The organism is Paeniglutamicibacter terrestris, assembly GCF_012271785.1.
GTDB lineage: Bacteria > Actinomycetota > Actinomycetes > Actinomycetales > Micrococcaceae > Paeniglutamicibacter > Paeniglutamicibacter terrestris.
In genome coordinates this window covers 157,899-176,552 of record NZ_JAAWVT010000005.1, presented here as the reverse complement: position 1 = coordinate 176,552, position 18,654 = coordinate 157,899, and the positions used below count along the sequence as shown (strand labels likewise).

Sequence of the window (18,654 nt, the reverse complement as noted above, 5' to 3'; positions counted from 1 at the left end):
ATCGTGACATACGAAGCACTACATTTATTCAATCACCGAGTTCCCAACGACACGTTCTTGCCATGACCAACCCACCCCAAATGGATATGATCACAATCACATAAAAGCAGTCTGCCTTGAGGATGTCAAGGGTAATAAATACACCGTTTAGTGATTCCTACTCACCCAGAGTCTCCGCGGCTTCAAGCCAGACCATTTCCAATTCTTCCTTTTCCGCCTCAACACCCCGCAAGGTGGCGTTGAGCGTGGAGACCTGGTCAAACTTCATGGATTCGGAGGCCAGTGCCATCTCGGCGTGAAGCTTCTTGATCAGCGTTTCAAGCTTGCCCATTTGACGCTCGAGACGATTCATCTCTTTTCGAGCCTCACGCTTCTCCGCTTCGCTGGGCCCCGAAGCCACAGCATCGGTGGCGGAACCCGATTTGTCGGTCGGCGCGCCGGTATTTCCACTGCTCTGTGCACCAGCCCGTAGCTCTAGGTACTGGTCAACGCCGCCGGGCAACCCGCGCAGCTTTCCATCGCCCAATAAGGCAATCTGGTGATCGGTGACGCGTTCGAGCAGGTAGCGGTCGTGGCTGACGACTACAAGCGTGCCGGGCCAGCCATCGAGCATGTCCTCAATGGCCGCGAGAGTATCGGTGTCCAGGTCATTGGTCGGCTCATCAAGCATGAGTACGTTGGGTTCGCCGATGAGCAGGCGCAACAGCTGCAGGCGGCGGCGCTCACCACCGGAGAGTTCCTTCACCGTGGTCCACTGTTTGTCGGTGCCAAAGCCCAGTTGTTCGGCGAGCTGCCCGGCCGATATTTCCTTGCCGCCAACCTCGAAGGACATCCGCTCGGACTTGATGACTTCGATCAGGCGCATGTCCTTGACCTCGTCGAGTTCCTTGACCTCCTGGGTCAAGATGGCGGTTTTGACGGTCTTGCCACGCTTCATAACACCGGAGGTGGGTTCGATTTCGCCGTTCAGTAGGCGCAGGAGCGTCGACTTTCCGGCGCCGTTAACACCCACAATGCCCACTCGTTCACCGGGTGCCAGACGGAAGGTGATGTTGTTGAAGATTGGTTTGCCGGTGCCGAAGTCCAACGAGACGTGTTCCAGATCGAGCACGTCCTTGCCCAAACGCGCGGTGGCCATCTTGTTCAGTTCCACGGTGTCGCGGGCTGCTGGCACGTCGGCAATGAGCGTGTTGGCTGCCTCGATGCGGAACTTGGGCTTGGCGGTGCGGGCCGGGGCACCGCGGCGCAGCCAGGCCAGTTCCTTCTTCACCAATTGTTGGCGTTTGCTCTCCACCACCGAGGCGGTGCGGTCGCGCTCGGCACGAGCCAGCACATAGGCGGCGTAGCCACCATCAAACGGGTCAACGATACCGTCGTGAACTTCCCAGGTCCGTGTGCAAATTTCGTCCAAGAACCAACGGTCGTGGGTGACAACCAGAAGACTATTGGAGTTGGCACGCCACCGGTTTTTGAGGTGTTTGGCCAGCCAAGCGACACCCTCAACGTCCAGGTGGTTGGTCGGTTCGTCAAGCATGATCACTTCATGTTCACCGATGAGCAGCTTGGCCAACGCGACACGACGCTTCTGACCACCGGAGAGCGAGTTAACTTCGGCGTGCCAATCCACCTCGCCGACCAGCCCGCCCATGACCTCGCGGACCAGCGGGTTGGAGGCCCACTCGTGGTCGGCGGCCTCCCCCACGATGGCTTCACCGACGCTGAGCGCTCCGTCGAGCACGTCGGTCTGGTCCAGGTAGGCCACGCGCACGTCTCCGCGCTTGGTCACCCGGCCCTCATCCGGGCTCATGCGGCCGGCCAGCAGACGCATGAGCGTGGATTTACCGTCGCCGTTGCGCCCGACCATGCCGATGCGGTCCCCGTCTTCCAGGCCCAGTGAGAGCTTGTCCAAAACGGTACGCGTACCGAAGGACATGGAAACATTTTCGGCGCCGAGCAGATGGGCCACGGTTGGGTGCTCCTTGTTAGAGGGATTCGGGGTGTGCAGGCAGGATGATGGCGCCGGAAACCGGGCCATGAACCTGCAGTGTTGCTACGCCCGCTTCGTCGGAAAGTTGGTTGATGATCTGAGCTCCATGGGCCTCATTACGTGCCAGCAGCGCCAGCGTGGGCCCCGATCCGGAGACCAGCGCGTGCAACGCACCGGCCGCCTCGCCCAAGTCGCGAACCACACCGAGTTCCGGTGCCAGTGCCAGCGCGGCGCGGGTCATATCGTTGGCCAGCAGCGGTGCCAAGGCATCAAGGTCACCATCGAGCAGGGCGCCGACCATCATCGGGTCGACTTCCGTGGGAGTTTGAACATCCTCGTGGGCGCGGAGCCGATCAAGCATGCCGTAAACCCGCGGCGTGGAAAGTCCATAGGAGGCAGGAACCAGCACCCAGTCGGTACGTGTGCGCAGCAGCAGCGGTGCCAGTTCATCACCCACGCCCAGACCCACGGCAGCACCGCCCTGAAGTGCGAAGGGGACATCGGCGCCCAGCCGGGCACCAAGACGAGCCAACTCCTCGCGGTTCAGTCCGGTCCCCCAGAGCGCGTTGCAGGCCACGAGGGTGGCAGCGGCATCAGCCGATCCCCCACCCATGCCTCCGGCAATTGGTACGCGCTTGGTGATGCAGAGATCTACTCCGGCGTAGTGCCCGGTGTGTTCGCGCAGCGCCATGGCCGCCTTGACCACAAGGTTATCCGGACCCAGCGGAAAGGATTCGGGTTCCGAGACGACGGTGGAGTCAGGATGCAGGGATACCTGAATCTCCTGATCACTCCGGGCTGTGGCCGCGACGTCTTCGTACAGCGAGACGGCAAGGTAGAGGCTGGCCACCGAATGGTAGCCGTCTTCCCGTGGCGGGCCGACCCTAAAGTAGCAGTTGATCTTTCCCGGTGCGCGGGCAATGACGGTGTGGGTCATTTGCCTTCGGGCTCCACGGCGACCTTGGCTTCGGCGATGGCGATGAATTCGTTGATACCGAGCTTTTCGCCGCGGGCCTGCGGGTCAACGCCCGCTACCTTCAGGGCTTCCTCGGCCAAGGTCGGGGAGCCTGCCCAACCGGCAAGTGCCGCACGCAAGGTCTTGCGACGCTGTGCGAACGCAGAGTCGATGACCGCAAAAACTTCTTTGCGGCTGGCGGTGGTTACGGGTCGTGGCCCGCGTTCGAAGCTGACAAGACCCGAACGGATTTTGGGTGCTGGCCAGAAAACGTTCATGCCAATGACGCCGGCCTTGCGCATGGTGCCGTACCAGGCGCCCTTGACCGAGGGAACGCCGTAGGTTTTGTTCCCCGGATCCGCGACCATGCGGTCCGCCACCTCGTCCTGCACCATGACCAGGCCATGGCGTAGCGAGGGGAAGTGTTCGAGCAGGTGCAACACCACGGGCACGGCAACGTTATAGGGCAGGTTGGCCACCAGTGCCGTGGGTTCGTGCGGAAGCTCGGTAATCTTCAGCGCGTCCGAGAGGATGACCGTGAGGTTCTCGGCCTTGGCCGGTCGCATCTCGGTCACCGTCTGTGGCAACCGGGCGGCCAGCTTTGGATCGATTTCCACCGCGACGACGCGGGCAGCGGCGTCGAGCAGACCTAGGGTCAATGAGCCCAAACCGGGGCCGACCTCGAGCACGGTTTCGGTGGGATCAAGCTTGGCGGTGGCCACGATGCGGCGGATGGTATTTCCGTCGATGACGAAGTTTTGACCCAGCGTCTTGGTGGGGCGGACGTCGAGTTCACCGGCGAGGCGGCGGATCTCGGTCGCTCCGAGCAGTGGCGGCGGGGAAGATTCTACGGAAGTCACGTTTCAATCTTAGTTCAGGGCCCGACGCGCCCCGACCGATCCCGCGTGCGCGGTGCGGTGAGGTATCCGACGGGAATGTGAAATGGGTCCCGCCAGATGCTGGCGGGACCCATTGTGGTTGGTGCAACAGTGCTTGGTCTGGGCCTAGCGCAGTCCGAGCTTGGAGGAGCAATGTGGCCAGTGACCCCAGCCGCCGTTGGCACGAAGCTTCTCTGCGGTAGCTACCTGTTCCGAGGGAGAGGCAAGGTGCGGCAGGGGCGCATATTTGCCGCCACCTGCGCCGAGCCAGCTGCTGGCGGAGAACTGCAGGCCGCCGTAGTAGCCGTTGCCGGTGTTGATAGACCAGTTTCCACCGGATTCGCACTTAGCCAGTGCAGCCCAGGATGCGGAGACGCTGCCGGGAGTGAAGGTCTTCTTGGGCTCAGATTTCGATTCGGAGTCCGAGCCGGAGTTCGATTCGGTCTTGGCTTCTACCTTCGGCTTCGGCTTGGCTTTGGTGCCGATGGACACCTTCTCGTCGACGGGCTTGGTGGTGACCTTGTCGCTGTCGAGCTTGCGCTTGGCTTCTTTACCGTCTCGCAACGTCACGGTGTAGGTGAGAGTGCGTTCGCCGTCTTTGCCCTTGGTGAGCGTCTTCTCGGTGCCCACCAGAGCGTCGGAGTCCTTGACGGTGTCCGTTTCGTTCTTGATGGTCTTAGTTTCGGTGACCGTCTTGGTGCTCACGCGAACGATCTTCAGCTTCAGTCCATCAACAATTGCGTCGGTGGCCTTGGCGTTGAGTTCGTCCTTCTTACCCACGGTGATTTTCGCTTCGCTCAGGGCATCGGCGACGGTTTCAACGGTGGTATTCAACTTCTTCGTCTTGCCATCAACCTTGATCGATACATCCTTGGGAGTGGAGATATCGATGGGGTTGGACAACGAGGCCAGGGCAAGTGCCGCACCCTGATCAACCTGAGCAGACTTGGAGAGGTTGAGCTGGTCGATGACATCTGCGACGGTCAAGCCGGTGGTGTGAACCACGCGGTCCACGCCATCGATGTTCACGTTGACCTCTTTGTGGCGCTTGATATCAATCAACTCGCCGTCGGCTACGGGTGCATCCAGTGCCGGGGAAACTTCATCCCGCTCATCGAGCGTAATCGAGGAGTCCTTCAAGACATCGGCCACGGTTGCGGCACGGGTGGAGACGTTTTGGTTCTCTCCGTCAATGGCTACGGCGATAGTCTTGCCGGATCCGACGAACATAACCAGACCGAGGATCAGCGCGGTCAGCACTGCTGCTTGCGCGCCGATTTTCACCCAGCGATTCTTTAGGACATTCTGCACAGGATTCCAAACTTAGGTTTTATCCAGGCACGGGTCAGATCAAGGTGAATACGGCGGGTGAACGGTGCGCTTAGCAATGCTTCGCGCTACCCTCCGTGTGCCACCTTGATTGGTACGAGTACGATCCGATTCCGCCCATCCGAAAGATGGTCCCGCGCGGCCCGTACCTTTTCAAAGGCTGGCTGCGCGCAGAGTCAAATGCACCCGGGAACCTTCCCCGATCCCGGCTACTAAAAGTTAACCGTAACCGAATCGTAATAAGGTGGCAAGCACTTTGTGCTTGCTTTGGGCATAACTTCGCCTAAAAAGCGCCGTAGACACGCCGAGTATTTGCTGCCAAGGTGCGGCAGTATTCCTCCAGGTCTATCCCCTTGGTTTCGGCCATGAATCGCACCGTCTGCGGGATCAAGTAGCTGGCGTTCGGACGTCCCCGATAGGGGTGCGGAGTAAGGAACGGAGCATCCGTTTCAACCATGACTAATTCCGGTCTGGCTACCATCAATGCATCACGCAGATCATGCGAATTCTTAAATGTCACCGTCCCGGAGAAGGAGAGATACCAGCCGTTCTCATTGCAGATCTCCGCCAGTTGCGCATCGCCGGAAAAACAGTGGAAGACCACCCGTTCGGGCAACTGTTCATCCTTCAGGACGCGGACCACATCGAGATGTGCATCACGATCGTGTATCTGCAGGGCTTTAGAGTGCTCGCGGGCAATGCGGATGTGCTCGCGGAAGGAGCGTTCTTGTGCCGGTCGGCCCGGCTCCTTGGTGCGGAAGTAATCGAGCCCGGTCTCACCAACCGCCCGTACACGCTCATGTGCCGCCAGCTCCTCGATACGACTAATGGCCGCCTCAAGGTCACCGGTTTCGGCCAGGCGTGCCGCGTCGTTGGGATGAATGGCCACCGCAGCCAGGACGCGTGAATCCTCCGCCGCGGCACGAACGGCAAATTCGGAGGACTCGACATCGCAACCCACCTGAATAACACCTGGAACACCTACGGCATTTGCCGCATCCAGCGCCTGGGCAACGCTCACGTTCACGACTCCGTCGCGGAAGTCGAGGTGGGTGTGGTTATCCGGCACACCGAAGGGCAGAGGTAAGGGAGCCGGAGGGTAGGCAAGATTGCGCTTTTGTCCCGAGTCGTCCTGCTTGCTGCGGACCAGATTGTCGGCGGATGCGCCCGCGTCGGGGGCGGGCAGGTAGGCGTGCGGGACACCCTGGTCGTGTGGGGTTCGGGCCGGGTTATCTGTTGTTGCCATCGCTGATGACGCCTTCCTAAGTGTTGCTCCCCGTGGGTGGGGCCATGGGCTTTCGCCCCTACTAGGGTACGTGGCCCCGCGCCGCACGTACCCGAGAGTGACCGGCCGCACAACTATAAAGGTATTCTTTGAGGAGAAGGAAGCCACCGATTGACCCTACGGCTGTCGTCCAGGAGGACATTGCATGTCGCTTTCCACCGAGTCCCAGATTCTTCCGGCCGACGAGTTCGGAAAGATTTGTGAAAAAGTGCTGGCCGGGATCGCGACGGTGATCGACGGCAAGGCGGAAGTGGCACGCACCGCGCTGATTGTGTTGCTGGCCCAGGGCCACCTGCTGCTCGAAGACGTTCCGGGCGTCGGCAAAACCATGCTGGCCAAGACGCTGGCCAAGTCCGTTGACTGCACCGTACACCGCATCCAGTTCACTCCGGACCTCTTGCCCTCGGACGTCACGGGTGTCTCGATTTTTAACCAGAACACCCATGAGTTCCAGTTCCGCCCCGGCCCGGTCTTCGCGCACATCGTGATCGGCGACGAGATCAACCGGGCCAACGCCAAGACCCAGTCCGCTCTGCTTGAATGCATGGAGGAGGGTCAGGTGACCGTCGATGGGATTACTCACGCACTGGAGAGTCCCTTCATGGTGATCGCCACCCAGAACCCGATTGAGTTGGAGGGCACCTTCCCGCTGCCCGAGGCCCAGCGTGACAGGTTCATGGCCAAGATTTCCATGGGCTACCCGGATGCAGCCGCCGAAATGGCAATGCTTGAAAGCCACCAATCGGCCTCCCCGCTTGATGATCTACGCCCCGTGCTCGACGTGGCCTCGCTGCATACGCTGATCAACACCGTCGCTGCCGTTTATGCCTCCGAACCGGTGAAGGAATATGTGGTGGCGCTGGGTCGAGCGACCCGCGAACACCCGGATATCCGCCTGGGCGCATCTCCACGTTCGCTATTGCAGCTACTTCGTGCCGCCAAGGCCGAGGCGGCGCTGAACACCCGCGACTACGTATTACCCGAGGACGTGCGCAATATCGCCGCCAAGGTCCTCGGTCACCGACTGATCCTGCACCGCCGCGCCGAGGCGGCTGGCTCCAATGCCGAATCGATCCTGGTGGCCATCCTCAATTCGATTCCGGTGCGTGCCGGGGCTCGCGGCTAGGGCAACGGCGATCACGGAGCGTGGCCATGGAACCGAACAGCACCCCGAGCGCGGACACCGAAGAGTTCCGCGAGGCACATTCCTTTTCCCACTGGGAACTTGACGAGCCGCCAGCCACACTGCGCGAGCGGCTTCATCTTGGCTTTCTGACCGCCCGCGGGTGGGGACTTTTTGCCGCCGGCGCCGCTGCCCTGTTTTTTGCGTTTCTCATGGGCAGGCGCGAACTGCTGGCCATTTCGCTGGTCCTGCTGCTGACCCCGCTGCTCGCCGCCTTCCTGCTGCGCTTCGGGAATTCGGCGCTCGCCGTGACTCGTACCTTTAATCCGCCCATGGCGGTGAGCGATTCCAGCGTGCGCGTGCGTCTGAACATCGCTCATCAGGGTCGCAACGCCGCAGCAATTCAACTCAGCGACACCCTGCCCGCGGATTTTGGCAAGGGACCGGTCCTGCACTACCCCTCGCATACCGCCACCCACACCGGGAGCGAATCCTCGAGCTGGTACGAATACCGACTGCGCCCGGCCACCCGCGGCATCTACCCGATCGGCCCCCTGCGGGCCAGCGTCGGCGATGTGTTTGGTTTGGCCGCCCGGCCGGCAGCGGTGGACTCCCCCAGCGCGTTGATCGCGCTGCCGCAATGTGAACAGCTGGAACCGGCGACCCTGCCCGGTGAACATGGATCGCATGGCCAGGCCTCCTCCAACCGCCGGCTGACCCCGGACTCCTTCGAGGTGATGACCCGCGAATACCGCCCCGGAGACACGGTGCGCCGCATCCATTGGCCAGCCACCGCGCGACGCGGATCGCTGATGGTGCGCCAGGAAGACTATCGCGCCACCCCAAGGGCGGTCGTGTTGATCGACCGGTCGCGCTCGGCATTCCTGGCCCAGGGAGTGGGAGCCGAACCGGTCATTTCCATCCCGCAATTCACCGCCACGCCCAAGGATTCTTCTCGCCGCTTCGAATGGGCATTGCATGCCGCGCTGGGCATCGGCTCGCATCTGTCCCACACCGGGTTCGGCATCGATCTGATTGACGACCGCGGAGCGGCCATCAATAGTGTTTCGGCCTCCGCTGCCGCCAATGGGCTCGAACCCTTCACCGGAGTACACGCCACCACCGAAATGCAGCAGGCGCTGGCCGCCGTGGGCCTGGCCGAACCGATCCCCGAGCAGCTCAGTGAGGATCGGATCGAGGTGGCCGAGTCGCTCAAGGCACGGCTGCGCGAGTCGGGTGACCGCTTGATCCTGATCTTGGGCGAGACCAGCACGGCCCAGGCCAACACGTGGCTGAGCATCGTCGGGACCACTACCAAGGTCACGGTGCTGTGTGTGGTCAACCATGCCGAACGACTGGCCACGGTCATGGCCAGCTTTCGACAGGCCGGCTGGTCCGCGCTCGCTGTCACTCCCACCATGGCGCTCAACGATATCTGGAACGAACTGGGGAATCAGAAATGAGTGCCGATACCCTCCAGCGGACCGAGTCCTCCGCCCCCGCCCCGACCCCGCGATCCAGGGCACGAAGGCGCAGCGGATCTGCACGCGTACACCTCGCTGCCGGATTAGCCACGGTAGCTGCCGTGCTCGCAGCGACTGCCTCGATCCACGGTGTGATCAGCGATTGGGGATGGATGCTCCAAGTGGGCGTGGTGGTGCTCGGCATCGTGCTGAGCACCACCGTGGTGCGTTACCTGAGCCCCGCGCGTTACCTGCCCACCGCGGCCGGGATACTCACAGCGGTGCTGATACTGACGGTGCTATTTTTCGCCAATACCGCCGTCCTAGGGTTCATCCCCACCGGATCCACCGTCCGGGCTCTGCTGCGCGTGTGGGCGCAGGCCAATGCGGAAATGGGTTCCCAGGTACCGCCGGTGGCCACCACCGGGGTCATCACCTTCTCCGTCTGCCTCTGGGCGGCGGTGATCACCCTCGCCGTGGATACCCTAGCCTTCGCGATTCGCGCCCCGGCGCTGGCCGGTATCCCGCTGGCCATGTTGGTAGCGATCGCCGCGCTCTTCGAACCGCACGGTGCCGGCATCGTGCCCGTCGCACTGACCATCCTGGGTTTCCTGCTGATCCTCGCCGCGGAGCGCAGTTTATCCACGTCCACTCGTGCCGGAGTGCCACGCGCCTTGGAAATCGCCAACCCGACGGAGCCGAGCGCGCGGTTCTCCGCCGGCGCCCGACGCAGTGGTGTCCTCATCCAGGGAGGTCTCATCCTCGCCGGTTCCATGGTGGCCCTGCTGGTGCTCCCGATCCTCATCCCCGGATTCTCCAAGGGCATGCTCTCCGAGGGCACCCGGCCCTCCTGGGGCCAGCAGGCGACCAACATTGACCCGTTGATTTCCCTGGGCAATGACCTGCGCAGCCGCTCCAGCGGCACGGTATTGCACTACTTCACCGATTCCACCGAACCGGTCTACCTGCGTACCTCTGTCATCGGGAATCTCACCGCAGAACGCTGGGAACCCGATGCGGCGGCCTACCGGGTCCCGGCCACCGAGTCCCTGATGACCCTCACCTTCCCCGGTGCCTTCGAGGCCAGCGAACCGACCTTTACCCGGGTGATCACCGACAGCTATCGGGGAGTCTGGATGCCGCTTCCAGCAAACGCGATCACGCTGAACGGGCTAGATGAGAGCTGGCGTTGGAGCGCGGAGAACGGGACCCTGCGCGCCGCCGAAAATTACACGCCGGCAGCCGCCGACATTACCGTGATGAGTGTGAATCCGAAGATCACCGCGCGCGGGCTGAGCGAGTTATCCGGCTCCTTCCCGGACGGTTACTTCTCCGAGGTCGACGGGCAATATCTCGATCTACCGGCGGATGCGCCAGCGTCGTTGGCTTCCGCCACCGCGGAGGCGATCAAGGACGCGGATCAAGATGCTTATAGTCAGTCCGTCGCGATTCAGGATTACCTGCGTTCGCGTGCCTTTAGCTATTCGGAGCAGACTCCGGTGCGCGACGGTTACGACGGCAGTGGGATGGAGGTGATCGATGCGTTCCTGCGGGAAAAATCCGGATACTGCGTGCACTTCGCCTCCACCATGGCGCTGATGGCCCGCGAATTGGGGATCCCCAGCCGCTTGGTCACCGGATACGCGCCGGGCACCGCCACCGGAGAGGTCATCTCCGGGCAGAACCAGTCGGAATTGGCCGAATTCACCGTCAGCTCCCGCAATGCCCACGCCTGGCCCGAGCTATACCTGCCCGGTGCCGGGTGGGTGGCCTTTGAGCCGACGCCAGGGCGCGGGGTTCCCCCAGAATATGCTCCTGCACCTACCGTCCCGACGGCCAGCAATGGGGAAGACCCGGAGCTGTCCACCTCACGCGGTGCCGCATCATCATCGACACAGTCCTCCAGCTCTTCCGGCGCGGCGCTGGGTGCCCCGGGAACCGGTGAAGACTCGAGCCCGGTCTCTGCAGCCCCGCTACTGATCCTGCTCGGCCTGGTAATGCTCGGCGCGCTGCCCTGGACACTGCGCCGGATCCAGCGCGCCAACCGGCTGACCCGGGTGCGCCGTACCGGTGAGGCAGTGTTGAGTTATGGCAAGGAAAGCGGTGCGGCGGCGGCCTGGGCCGAACTGGTGGCCATGGGCTTGGATCATTCCTTGCCGATGCGGCAGGACGAAGCGGTGGGGCACTATGCGCGCCGGCTCGCCCAGCTCATTCCCGCGCAAACCAGTGAGCTCGAATTCTTGGCCTCGGCCTATGAGCGCCTGCGTTATGCACCGGTGGGCGCACCCGGGCCCACGGAGGACGAGCTGTTGAGCGCGCTCGCTACTCTCAAGCATGCTCTGGCTGCCCGCGGTGATATGGGCCAGCGGATACGCCGCGCCCTGTGGCCGGCATCGCTGTTCGCCCCGCGCCCGCTGGAACCGGCCGGCTACGCCTCCCGGAGCTAAAACGGGAGGGTACCGGCCCGCCAGCAGAAAGCACGACGGCGCCCGAGCCACCCACGCTCCCGCTCATCTCTTCTACGAGGAAGATGACCGGGGGGTGTGAGTCACTCGGGCGCCGAGTTGTGCGTGTGGCGACCTAGCGAGCGGCGTACGGGTCGGCGATGCCGATGTACTGGGTGGTGGTGTATTCGGCCAGGCCCTCGGCGCCGCCCTCGCGGCCCAGACCCGACTGCTTTACTCCGCCGAACGGTGCCGCCGCGTTGGAAATGACGCCGGCGTTGAAGCCGACCAGACCGAATTCGATCTGCTCCGCGACGCGGAAGAGGCGGTTGTGATCGCGGGTGTAGATGTAGGAGGCCAGACCGTACTCCGAGGCGTTAGCCAAGGAGATGGCGTGTGCCTCGTCGCGGAAGGTTGTCACCGGGGCGACGGGACCGAAGATTTCCTGGCGCAGGATCTCGGCGTCGTTGGCGACGTTCGAGAGCACCGTCGGTGCGTAGAAGTAGCCCGGGCCCTCGATCGGGGCGCCGCCGGTCTCAACGGTGGCACCGGCCTCAATGGCCTTGGAAACCAGCGCGTGGATGTCATCGCGCGCACCGGAATCGATGATCGGGCCAACGTTGCTGGTGGCCTCGGTACCGCGGCCGGTCTTCAGCGCGCCCATGGCGGCGGAGAACTTAGCAATGAATTCCTTGGCCACCGACTCGTGCACCAGGAAGCGGTTGGCAGCGGTGCACGCCTCGCCCATGTTGCGCATCTTGGCGGCCATGGCACCCTCAACTGCGGCATCCAGATCGGCATCCTCGAAGACCAGGAACGGTGCGTTGCCGCCGAGCTCCATGGAGGTACGCAGCACCTTGTCCGCTGCATCCTTCATCAGCATCTTGCCCACGGCGGTGGAACCGGTGAAGGACACCTTGCGCAGGCGATCATCCTGCATCAGCGGGCCGGAGATCTTCGAGGCGCTCTTGGAGGACACAACGTTCAGCACGCCGGCCGGCAGGCCTGCCTCCATCATGATGGAGGCGAAGAGCTGAGAAGTCAGCGGGGTGAGCTTGGCGGGCTTGAGCACCATGGTGCAACCGGCGGCGATCGCCGGAGCGACCTTACGGGTGGCCATGGCCAGCGGGAAGTTCCACGGGGTGATCAGCAGGCACGGACCAACGGGCTTGGTGTGCACGATCATCTTGTTCTTGCCCTCGGGCGTGGTGAGGTAGCGGCCGTAGTCGCGCACCGTCTCCTCGGAGAACCAGCGCAGGAACTCGGCGCCATAGGTGACCTCGCCGCGGGCCTCGGCCAGCGGCTTACCCATTTCCAGGCTCATCAGCAGCGCGAAGTCGTCCGCTCGGGCCGTGACCAGGTCGAAGGCGCGGCGCAGGATCTCGGCGCGCTCACGCGGTGCGGTCAGTGCCCACGTTGCTTGGATGGCATCCGCGGCGTCGAGGGCTGCCATGGCGTCCTCAGAGGTGGCGGAGGCCAAGGTGGCAAGCACCTTGCCGGTGGCCGGGTCCAAGACGTCGAAGGTTCCGCCGTCGGAAGCTTCACGCCATTGCCCATTGATCAGCAGGCCGGTGGGGACGGAAGCGAGGAGTTCGGCTTCGCGTTCGGGGGTGATGGTCATAGTCGTGCGTTCTCCCTTGAACATGGGGGTGCAAAATAGTGGGTCGTGTTGCACCCCACGGTAGTGGCGCGAAGCCATGGGTGTAAATTTCCAGCTGCACTATGACGGGGTCCCGTTTTTGTGCACTTATCCCATGAGTCCCCTGCCGGGAGAATGTGCTCTTATCTTAAGCGCGGGCCTCAAGGACAGCCGCATAGAGCTCACGCTTGGATAAGCGCTCGGTCTCCGCCACCGCGGCGACCGCTTCCTTCAGGCGCAATCCATCGGTGACCAAGGCCTGTACCTGCGCCACGTGGTCAACAGCGCGCGCTGGTTCCCCGGCCGGGGCACCGGCGATGACCACGGCGATTTCGCCACGGACCTCACCCTCGGCCCAGACCAATAGCTCGTCGAGGCTGCCGCGGATCACTTCTTCATACATTTTGGTTAATTCGCGGGCGATGGCGCCCTTGCGGTCCGGGCCGAAGGCCTCGCGTAGCGCGCGGACCATGGCGTCGAGGCGATGCGGTGCCTCGAAGAACACCATGGTGCGTTGCTCGGTGGCCAAATCCTGGAGGCGTTTGGTGCGCTCCCCCGCCTTGCGCGGCAAGAAACCCTCAAAGGTGAACCGGTCCGTGGGCAGCCCGGAGAGTGCCAACGCGGTGAGCACGGCGGAGGGGCCGGGAACGGCGGTGACGGTGACGCCGGCTTTAACGGCGGCCTCCACCAGCTTGAAGCCAGGATCGGAGACCGCTGGCATGCCGGCATCGGAGACCACCAAGATCGTTGCGCCGCCGGCCACCAGTTCCAGCAGTTCGGTGAGTCGGTGCGTTTCGTTGTGCTCGTGGTAGCTGATCAGTCGGCCTGGAACACGCACGCCCAGACCCGTGGCTAGGTGCAAGAACCTGCGGGTGTCTTCCGCCGCGACGATGTCGGCGCTCTTCATCAACTCGATCAACCGAGGGGATGCGTCGGAAAGGTTGCCAATGGGCGTTGCCGCCAACACGATCTGGCCCGGTGTTTGTTGAGTTTCCACGTCTCAAGCCTACGCCCAGCGCGCGCCGCCGAATCCCGCTAGGGGCCGCCGGTAGAGTGTTGTTGGTGACTACAGCTTCCACGCAGACCCGGCGCCGCTGGGTACTAGCCCCCGCCGACGCCTTTGGTTTAACAGTGCTCAGGGACCGATTGTTGGGCCCCGTGTATCGCGCAGGGATGCTGGGCTGGATCGTTCCGCTGGCGATGATGCTGCTCGGTGCGGTGCTGCGCTTCTCGAATCTCGCCCACCCGCACCTGCTAATTTTTGACGAGACGTACTACGTCAAGGATGCCTACACCATGATGCAGGCGGGCTACGAGTTGGAGTGGGGAGATGACCCCAACGAATCCTTTATCGCCGGGCAACCTGCCCCCTCCACCGCCGCGTCCTTTGTGGTCCATCCCCCGCTGGGCAAGTGGCTCATAGCCGGTGGCATGTGGCTCTTTGGCACCGACAATGGGCTGGGCTGGCGTTTTTCGTCGGCGCTCTTTGGCACGCTGGCGGTATTGCTCTGCGCCCTGGTCGCCCAACGGTTGTTCTCCTCGGTGGTCTTGGGCGGAATTGCGGGGTTGTTGGCCGCGGTTGATGGGCACCAGATTGTCACATCCCGGACCGGGCTGCTGGATATCTTCCTGATGTTCTTCATCCTTGCCGCGTTCTATGCCCTACTCATTGACCGCTCCCACGGACGCGAAAAGCTCGCCAGCATCTTGGCCACAGCGGATGGTTCACGCCCGGCGGACCGGTTGTTGGCCTACGGGCCGTGGCTCTGGTGGCGACCGTGGCGTCTGGTGGCAGGCATCATGCTGGGCTGCGCTGCCGGGGTGAAATGGTCGGCGCTGTCCTTCATTGCCGTCTTCGGACTGATGACGGTGTTGTGGGATCTTTCCGCCCGCCGCGGCGTGGGCATCCGGCATTGGATGCTCGGTGGGCTGCTGCGTGATGGAATTCCCGCATTCTTGTTGATCATCCCCACGGCCGCCCTAGTTTATGTGGCCACCTGGAGTGGCTGGATATTCTCCAGCGGAGGGCGCTACCGCCAATGGGGTGCGCAAAATCCCTCGGAAACATGGGGGTGGGTGCCAGATGTGTGGCGTTCATTCGGTGAATATCATCGCGCCGCTTATGCCTTCCATCAGGGCCTCAGCTCACCGCACAGCTGGGAATCTTCGCCCTGGAGTTGGCTCTTTGCCGGACGTCCCGTGCTCTTCTTCTATGAATCGCGCTCGAACGGCGAGTATGGCTGCACCACTGCCGACTGCGTTCAGGCCATCACCGATCTACCCAACCCGATCATGTGGTGGGCGGCAACGCTGAGCCTACTGCTGGTGCTCTTCTATTGGATCGGTGCGCGGGACTGGCGTGCCGGTGCCATCCTTTCCGCGTTGGCCGCGGGTTTCCTGCCGTGGTTCGCTTACCCGGACCGCACCATGTTCTTCTTTTACACACTGCCCTTCGCCCCCTTCATGGTGCTCTCGCTCTGCTACGTCATCGGTCGCTTCCTGCCCAGCGCCGATCAATCGCTGTGGCAGCGGCGCCGGGCGTTCTGGGGCATTGGCATCTTCTTGGCCCTGGTGGTGGCACTCTCCGCGTTCTTCCTCCCGGTATGGACCGGGGACATGATCACCTACACCAGCTGGCGCAACCACATCTGGATGCCCAGCTGGGGATAACCCGCGCTTCTGGCTGGCTACACCCGCGTTTTGCCGTCCAGCGCCCCAGGATCGGGTGTGCCTGGTACCGCGCAACGGGTGCAAGAGTCAGTGTGGTCATCACCGGACCGCCGACGCCGCGATGCCACATCCTGAGCGTTCCGGCAACTTTTTGTACGGGCAAAAAGAATCCCGGACCGGGGGAAAACGCTGCCCTTCATCATGAAGTACTGCGTCACTCCCCCCGACCCGGGATGAGTAGAGAACCTAAACCCTTGGGCTAGAGCCCGAATACCCGCTTTTCTTGGCGCAGGCGCGCCAGCTCACGACGCTTGGCGGTGGGCCAGGTGGCGATGAGCGTGATGATCGAGGTAATGAGCACCAGCCCGGCGATGCCGATGGCGGCATCCACCCAGAACTGCGGCGGGTAGAGCCGGATCAGGGTGTCGGAGTAGTTGAAGGTCCAGGTGCCATTGGCGAAGAAAATCTTGTGGAAGCTGGTGAAGAACGTTTCCCAACCCATGACCGCGACGGTCACCAGCCCGGCCAGCAGCACAATCGTGGCGATGGATCCGGCGAAGAGTCCGCGGCGCGTCCCTCCGGAGTAGCGCTTGCCCAGGTAGATCAGGGCGAAGAGCACGATGACGCCCAAGATCGCACCGGCAAGATAAGTCAACGACATCACGTGCTTAACATCGGCCATGTGCTGGACCTCGGTGGCCAGGAACAATGGGTTTCCGTTGATATCCCGTAACTCGCCCAAGTAGCGGTTATCCGCGACGTTGTTCAGGAAGTCCACGCCAAAGGATCCGTAATTCAGTCTGTCCGCGGTGCTGAATCCGAAGCTATCGGCCGGGAATCCCGGGCGCTGGTAAGCGATCCAGAGGAAGATCGGGCTGGCGATGAGCCGAATGACCACGATGAGCAGCAGGAACGGGTAGCAAATGGCCAGCAGCACCTGCAGGGTACGTGCCAACGGTGGCTTGGCCTCAAGGGCTGCCTCGCGGCGGCTACGGCGTTCACGGGCTGCGGGTGTGGGTTCGGGGACCGGGGTGTAGGCACCAAAGACGCGGCTGCGGGCCTCGGCAACAGCCGAGGCGGTCTGCTCGGCGGCCTTAACCTTGGGTTCGGCCGAGGTTGGCCGCGGCAGGACCGTGGTGGCGTCGGCATTTTGCTCGGCCGGAGCACTCGAGTGTGCGGCGCGCGGCTTTTCGGTGACGGCCACCTTGGTTGTGGCGGGCGGCGGCTCAACGGGGATCTTCGCGATGATGTCTTCGATCTCCTCCGGTTCCGTCACTTCCTTGACCTGGGGCTTTTCCGCGGGCTTAGCGGGGACGACTGTGGGCGCGGCTGCCGGTTGTGCGGCCGACGCGTCTACTTTGGCCGCGGGAGTCGCGGATGCTACGGGTGCACTGCCGGGCGCTGCAGGAGTCTTGGGAGCTGGGGTGGCCGCTGATGTAGCGGTCGTGGCCGCGGGGGCCACAGGTGCTTTCGTCTGAGGCTGTGTCGCCTTGGCGGCGGCAACTTTAGCTGCGGTCGCCTTCGCGGCTGCAGCTTTTGCAGTGGCCTCTTTGTCGGCCGCGGCCTTTGCAGCAGCTTCCTTATCGGTGGCAGCCTTGGCAGCGGCGGCTTTAGCGGCAGCTTCCTTGTCGGCTGTGGCCTTTGCAGCGACGTCCTTGGCGGAGGCTGCTTTAGCGGCTTCCTCTGCAGCGGCTTCCTTGGCGGCAGCGGCCTGAGCACGCGCTACCACCATGGATGCCTCGATCTTGGCAGCGGCCGCGGCAGCGGCAGCACTGAGCGTGCCGGGCTCCTGTACCGGTTTGGCGTCGGCGTTGGCACCGGCCTCGGCGGGCGTGCTCGATTCCGCTTTGCCGGTCTGCAGTTTGTCCTGCTCAGCCATGCTTCTCCCTCAAAAAACTCTGACATGCGGTGCGCTTGTGGTGCGGTTCAGCCGGAACCAGGCTCCTGACCTCACACACACCATGACCAAGACTATCCAGCACAGTGGGCGCCAGCGGGCCACTACGGTGTTTTGACGCCCGCGTGTCGGTCCCGCAATATGACGATGCCCGCAGGTAGACACCCTTCGCGGGGTGTTCATACGGGCATCGGTGAGCTGGTCTTTTGTGCGCTCCGGCCGCTGCTTCTGCAGTGCCGCCGGTCCGCCGAGGTGGGTCCCGGCGCCACTATCGCGGTCGACTTCGCGGTGTTAACCCAGCGCTGATGCGGCTGCCTAAGCGGGGATGATGGTTGCTTCGGTAGCCAACATCAGCGGTATTCCTTCGTCGATAACGTAGGAATAGGATTCCCCGTTGGGACCCTTTGATGTGGAGAGCAGGGTGTCGCCGATTTGAGTCAACGGGGAACCGGTGATGGGGCAACGAAGCGCGGTGGTGAGCAGTGAGGAAAGATTCGACATGATCCCAGTTTAGGGCTCCAGCGTTCCTTCGCGCAGCACGCGCAGGTGCCGACGGGTCAGTGCCTGGGTGTCACCGGGTTCGATGGCCGGCGGTGCTGATCGCGCCGTCGGAGTTTCATTGGCCGGAACCACGGGGGGCTGTTCTTCGTTTTCGCGTACGGCATTGGCCAGTGCGTAGAGGTCATCGTTGCGTAGCCGGCCCTGCTCGGGCAATGCCAGTCGCAAGACTTCCCATCCCAGGGGCACGGTCAGTCGTTGCGCATGCTGTGCGCACAAGTCATAACAATGCGGTTCTGCGAAGGTCGCCAAGGGGCCGAGCACCGCCGTCGAGTCGGCGTACACATACGTCAAGGTGGCGATGGCCTGCTGGCCACACGCCGAACGTGAACAAAGTCTGGATGATCCCACGATTACACAGACTACCTCAGCAGACTTCGGGCGCATGGTCCGCACCGCCGGGCAAGGCCCGGTGGATCGTGTCAC

At 63.0% G+C, this 18,654-nt stretch carries 14 protein-coding genes; 4 read left to right on the top strand and 10 right to left on the bottom strand.

Features of this window, described 5'->3' with window-relative positions:
• Positions 1-157 precede the first annotated feature (157 nt).
• From HED64_RS12165 to HED64_RS12145, 5 genes are all read right to left on the bottom strand, one after another.
• Positions 158-1,966, bottom strand: coding sequence for an ABC-F family ATP-binding cassette domain-containing protein (locus tag HED64_RS12165; RefSeq protein ID WP_168152256.1), 1,809 nt, complete (start codon positions 1,964-1,966; stop codon positions 158-160).
• Between the two features lie 16 nt (positions 1,967-1,982).
• On the bottom strand, positions 1,983-2,924 hold the full coding sequence (locus tag HED64_RS12160) for a 4-(cytidine 5'-diphospho)-2-C-methyl-D-erythritol kinase (protein WP_168152255.1): 942 nt from the start codon (positions 2,922-2,924) through the stop codon (positions 1,983-1,985).
• Entirely contained in the window at positions 2,921-3,802 is an 882-nt protein-coding gene (gene rsmA, locus HED64_RS12155) for a 16S rRNA (adenine(1518)-N(6)/adenine(1519)-N(6))-dimethyltransferase RsmA (protein ID WP_168152254.1), read from the bottom strand. Before rsmA ends, HED64_RS12160 begins: the two co-directional genes overlap by 4 nt.
• A 144-nt stretch (positions 3,803-3,946) precedes the next feature.
• Entirely contained in the window at positions 3,947-5,104 is a 1,158-nt protein-coding gene (locus HED64_RS20065; RefSeq protein WP_342590717.1) for a resuscitation-promoting factor, read from the bottom strand.
• Between the two features lie 328 nt (positions 5,105-5,432).
• Complete coding sequence (locus HED64_RS12145) at positions 5,433-6,395, bottom strand: TatD family hydrolase (protein WP_168152253.1); 963 nt, start codon at positions 6,393-6,395, stop codon at positions 5,433-5,435.
• Between the two features lie 184 nt (positions 6,396-6,579).
• Between HED64_RS12145 and HED64_RS12140 the strand changes: the two genes are divergently transcribed.
• The 3 genes from HED64_RS12140 to HED64_RS12130 are packed head-to-tail and all read left to right on the top strand — an operon-like array spanning position 6,580 to position 11,467.
• Positions 6,580-7,560 (top strand): AAA family ATPase, encoded by a 981-nt coding sequence (locus HED64_RS12140; protein ID WP_132361943.1) that lies wholly within the window; start codon positions 6,580-6,582, stop codon positions 7,558-7,560.
• A gap of 26 nt (positions 7,561-7,586) precedes the next feature.
• Complete coding sequence (locus tag HED64_RS12135) at positions 7,587-9,020, top strand: DUF58 domain-containing protein (protein WP_168152252.1); 1,434 nt, start codon at positions 7,587-7,589, stop codon at positions 9,018-9,020.
• Entirely contained in the window at positions 9,017-11,467 is a 2,451-nt protein-coding gene (locus HED64_RS12130; RefSeq protein WP_168152251.1) for a transglutaminase TgpA family protein, read from the top strand. The genes HED64_RS12135 and HED64_RS12130 overlap by 4 nt, the downstream gene beginning before the upstream one ends.
• Before the next feature lie 133 nt (positions 11,468-11,600).
• Here the strand turns inward: HED64_RS12130 and HED64_RS12125 are convergent, their stop codons facing one another.
• A complete protein-coding gene (locus HED64_RS12125) occupies positions 11,601-13,085 on the bottom strand; it encodes an NAD-dependent succinate-semialdehyde dehydrogenase (protein ID WP_168152250.1) in 1,485 nt (494 codons plus the stop codon).
• Between the two features lie 166 nt (positions 13,086-13,251).
• Entirely contained in the window at positions 13,252-14,100 is an 849-nt protein-coding gene (gene rsmI / locus HED64_RS12120) for a 16S rRNA (cytidine(1402)-2'-O)-methyltransferase (protein ID WP_168152249.1), read from the bottom strand.
• Positions 14,101-14,165: 65 nt separating this feature from the next.
• Between rsmI and HED64_RS12115 the strand changes: the two genes are divergently transcribed.
• Entirely contained in the window at positions 14,166-15,773 is a 1,608-nt protein-coding gene (locus HED64_RS12115) for a dolichyl-phosphate-mannose--protein mannosyltransferase (RefSeq protein ID WP_168152248.1), read from the top strand.
• A gap of 259 nt (positions 15,774-16,032) precedes the next feature.
• On the opposite strand, the gene HED64_RS12110 is transcribed toward HED64_RS12115, so the two are convergent.
• The 3 genes from HED64_RS12110 to HED64_RS12100 form a co-directional block, all read right to left on the bottom strand.
• A complete protein-coding gene (locus HED64_RS12110) occupies positions 16,033-17,652 on the bottom strand; it encodes a TIGR01906 family membrane protein (RefSeq protein WP_168152247.1) in 1,620 nt (539 codons plus the stop codon).
• Positions 17,653-17,985: 333 nt separating this feature from the next.
• Positions 17,986-18,171, bottom strand: a complete 186-nt coding sequence (locus HED64_RS12105) for a hypothetical protein (RefSeq protein WP_168152246.1) — start codon at positions 18,169-18,171, stop codon at positions 17,986-17,988.
• 9 nt (positions 18,172-18,180) lie between these two features.
• Positions 18,181-18,579: a DUF3499 domain-containing protein gene (locus tag HED64_RS12100; RefSeq protein ID WP_342590716.1), complete on the bottom strand. Its 399-nt coding sequence runs from the start codon at positions 18,577-18,579 to the stop codon at positions 18,181-18,183.
• Between the last annotated feature and the right edge of the window lie 75 nt (positions 18,580-18,654).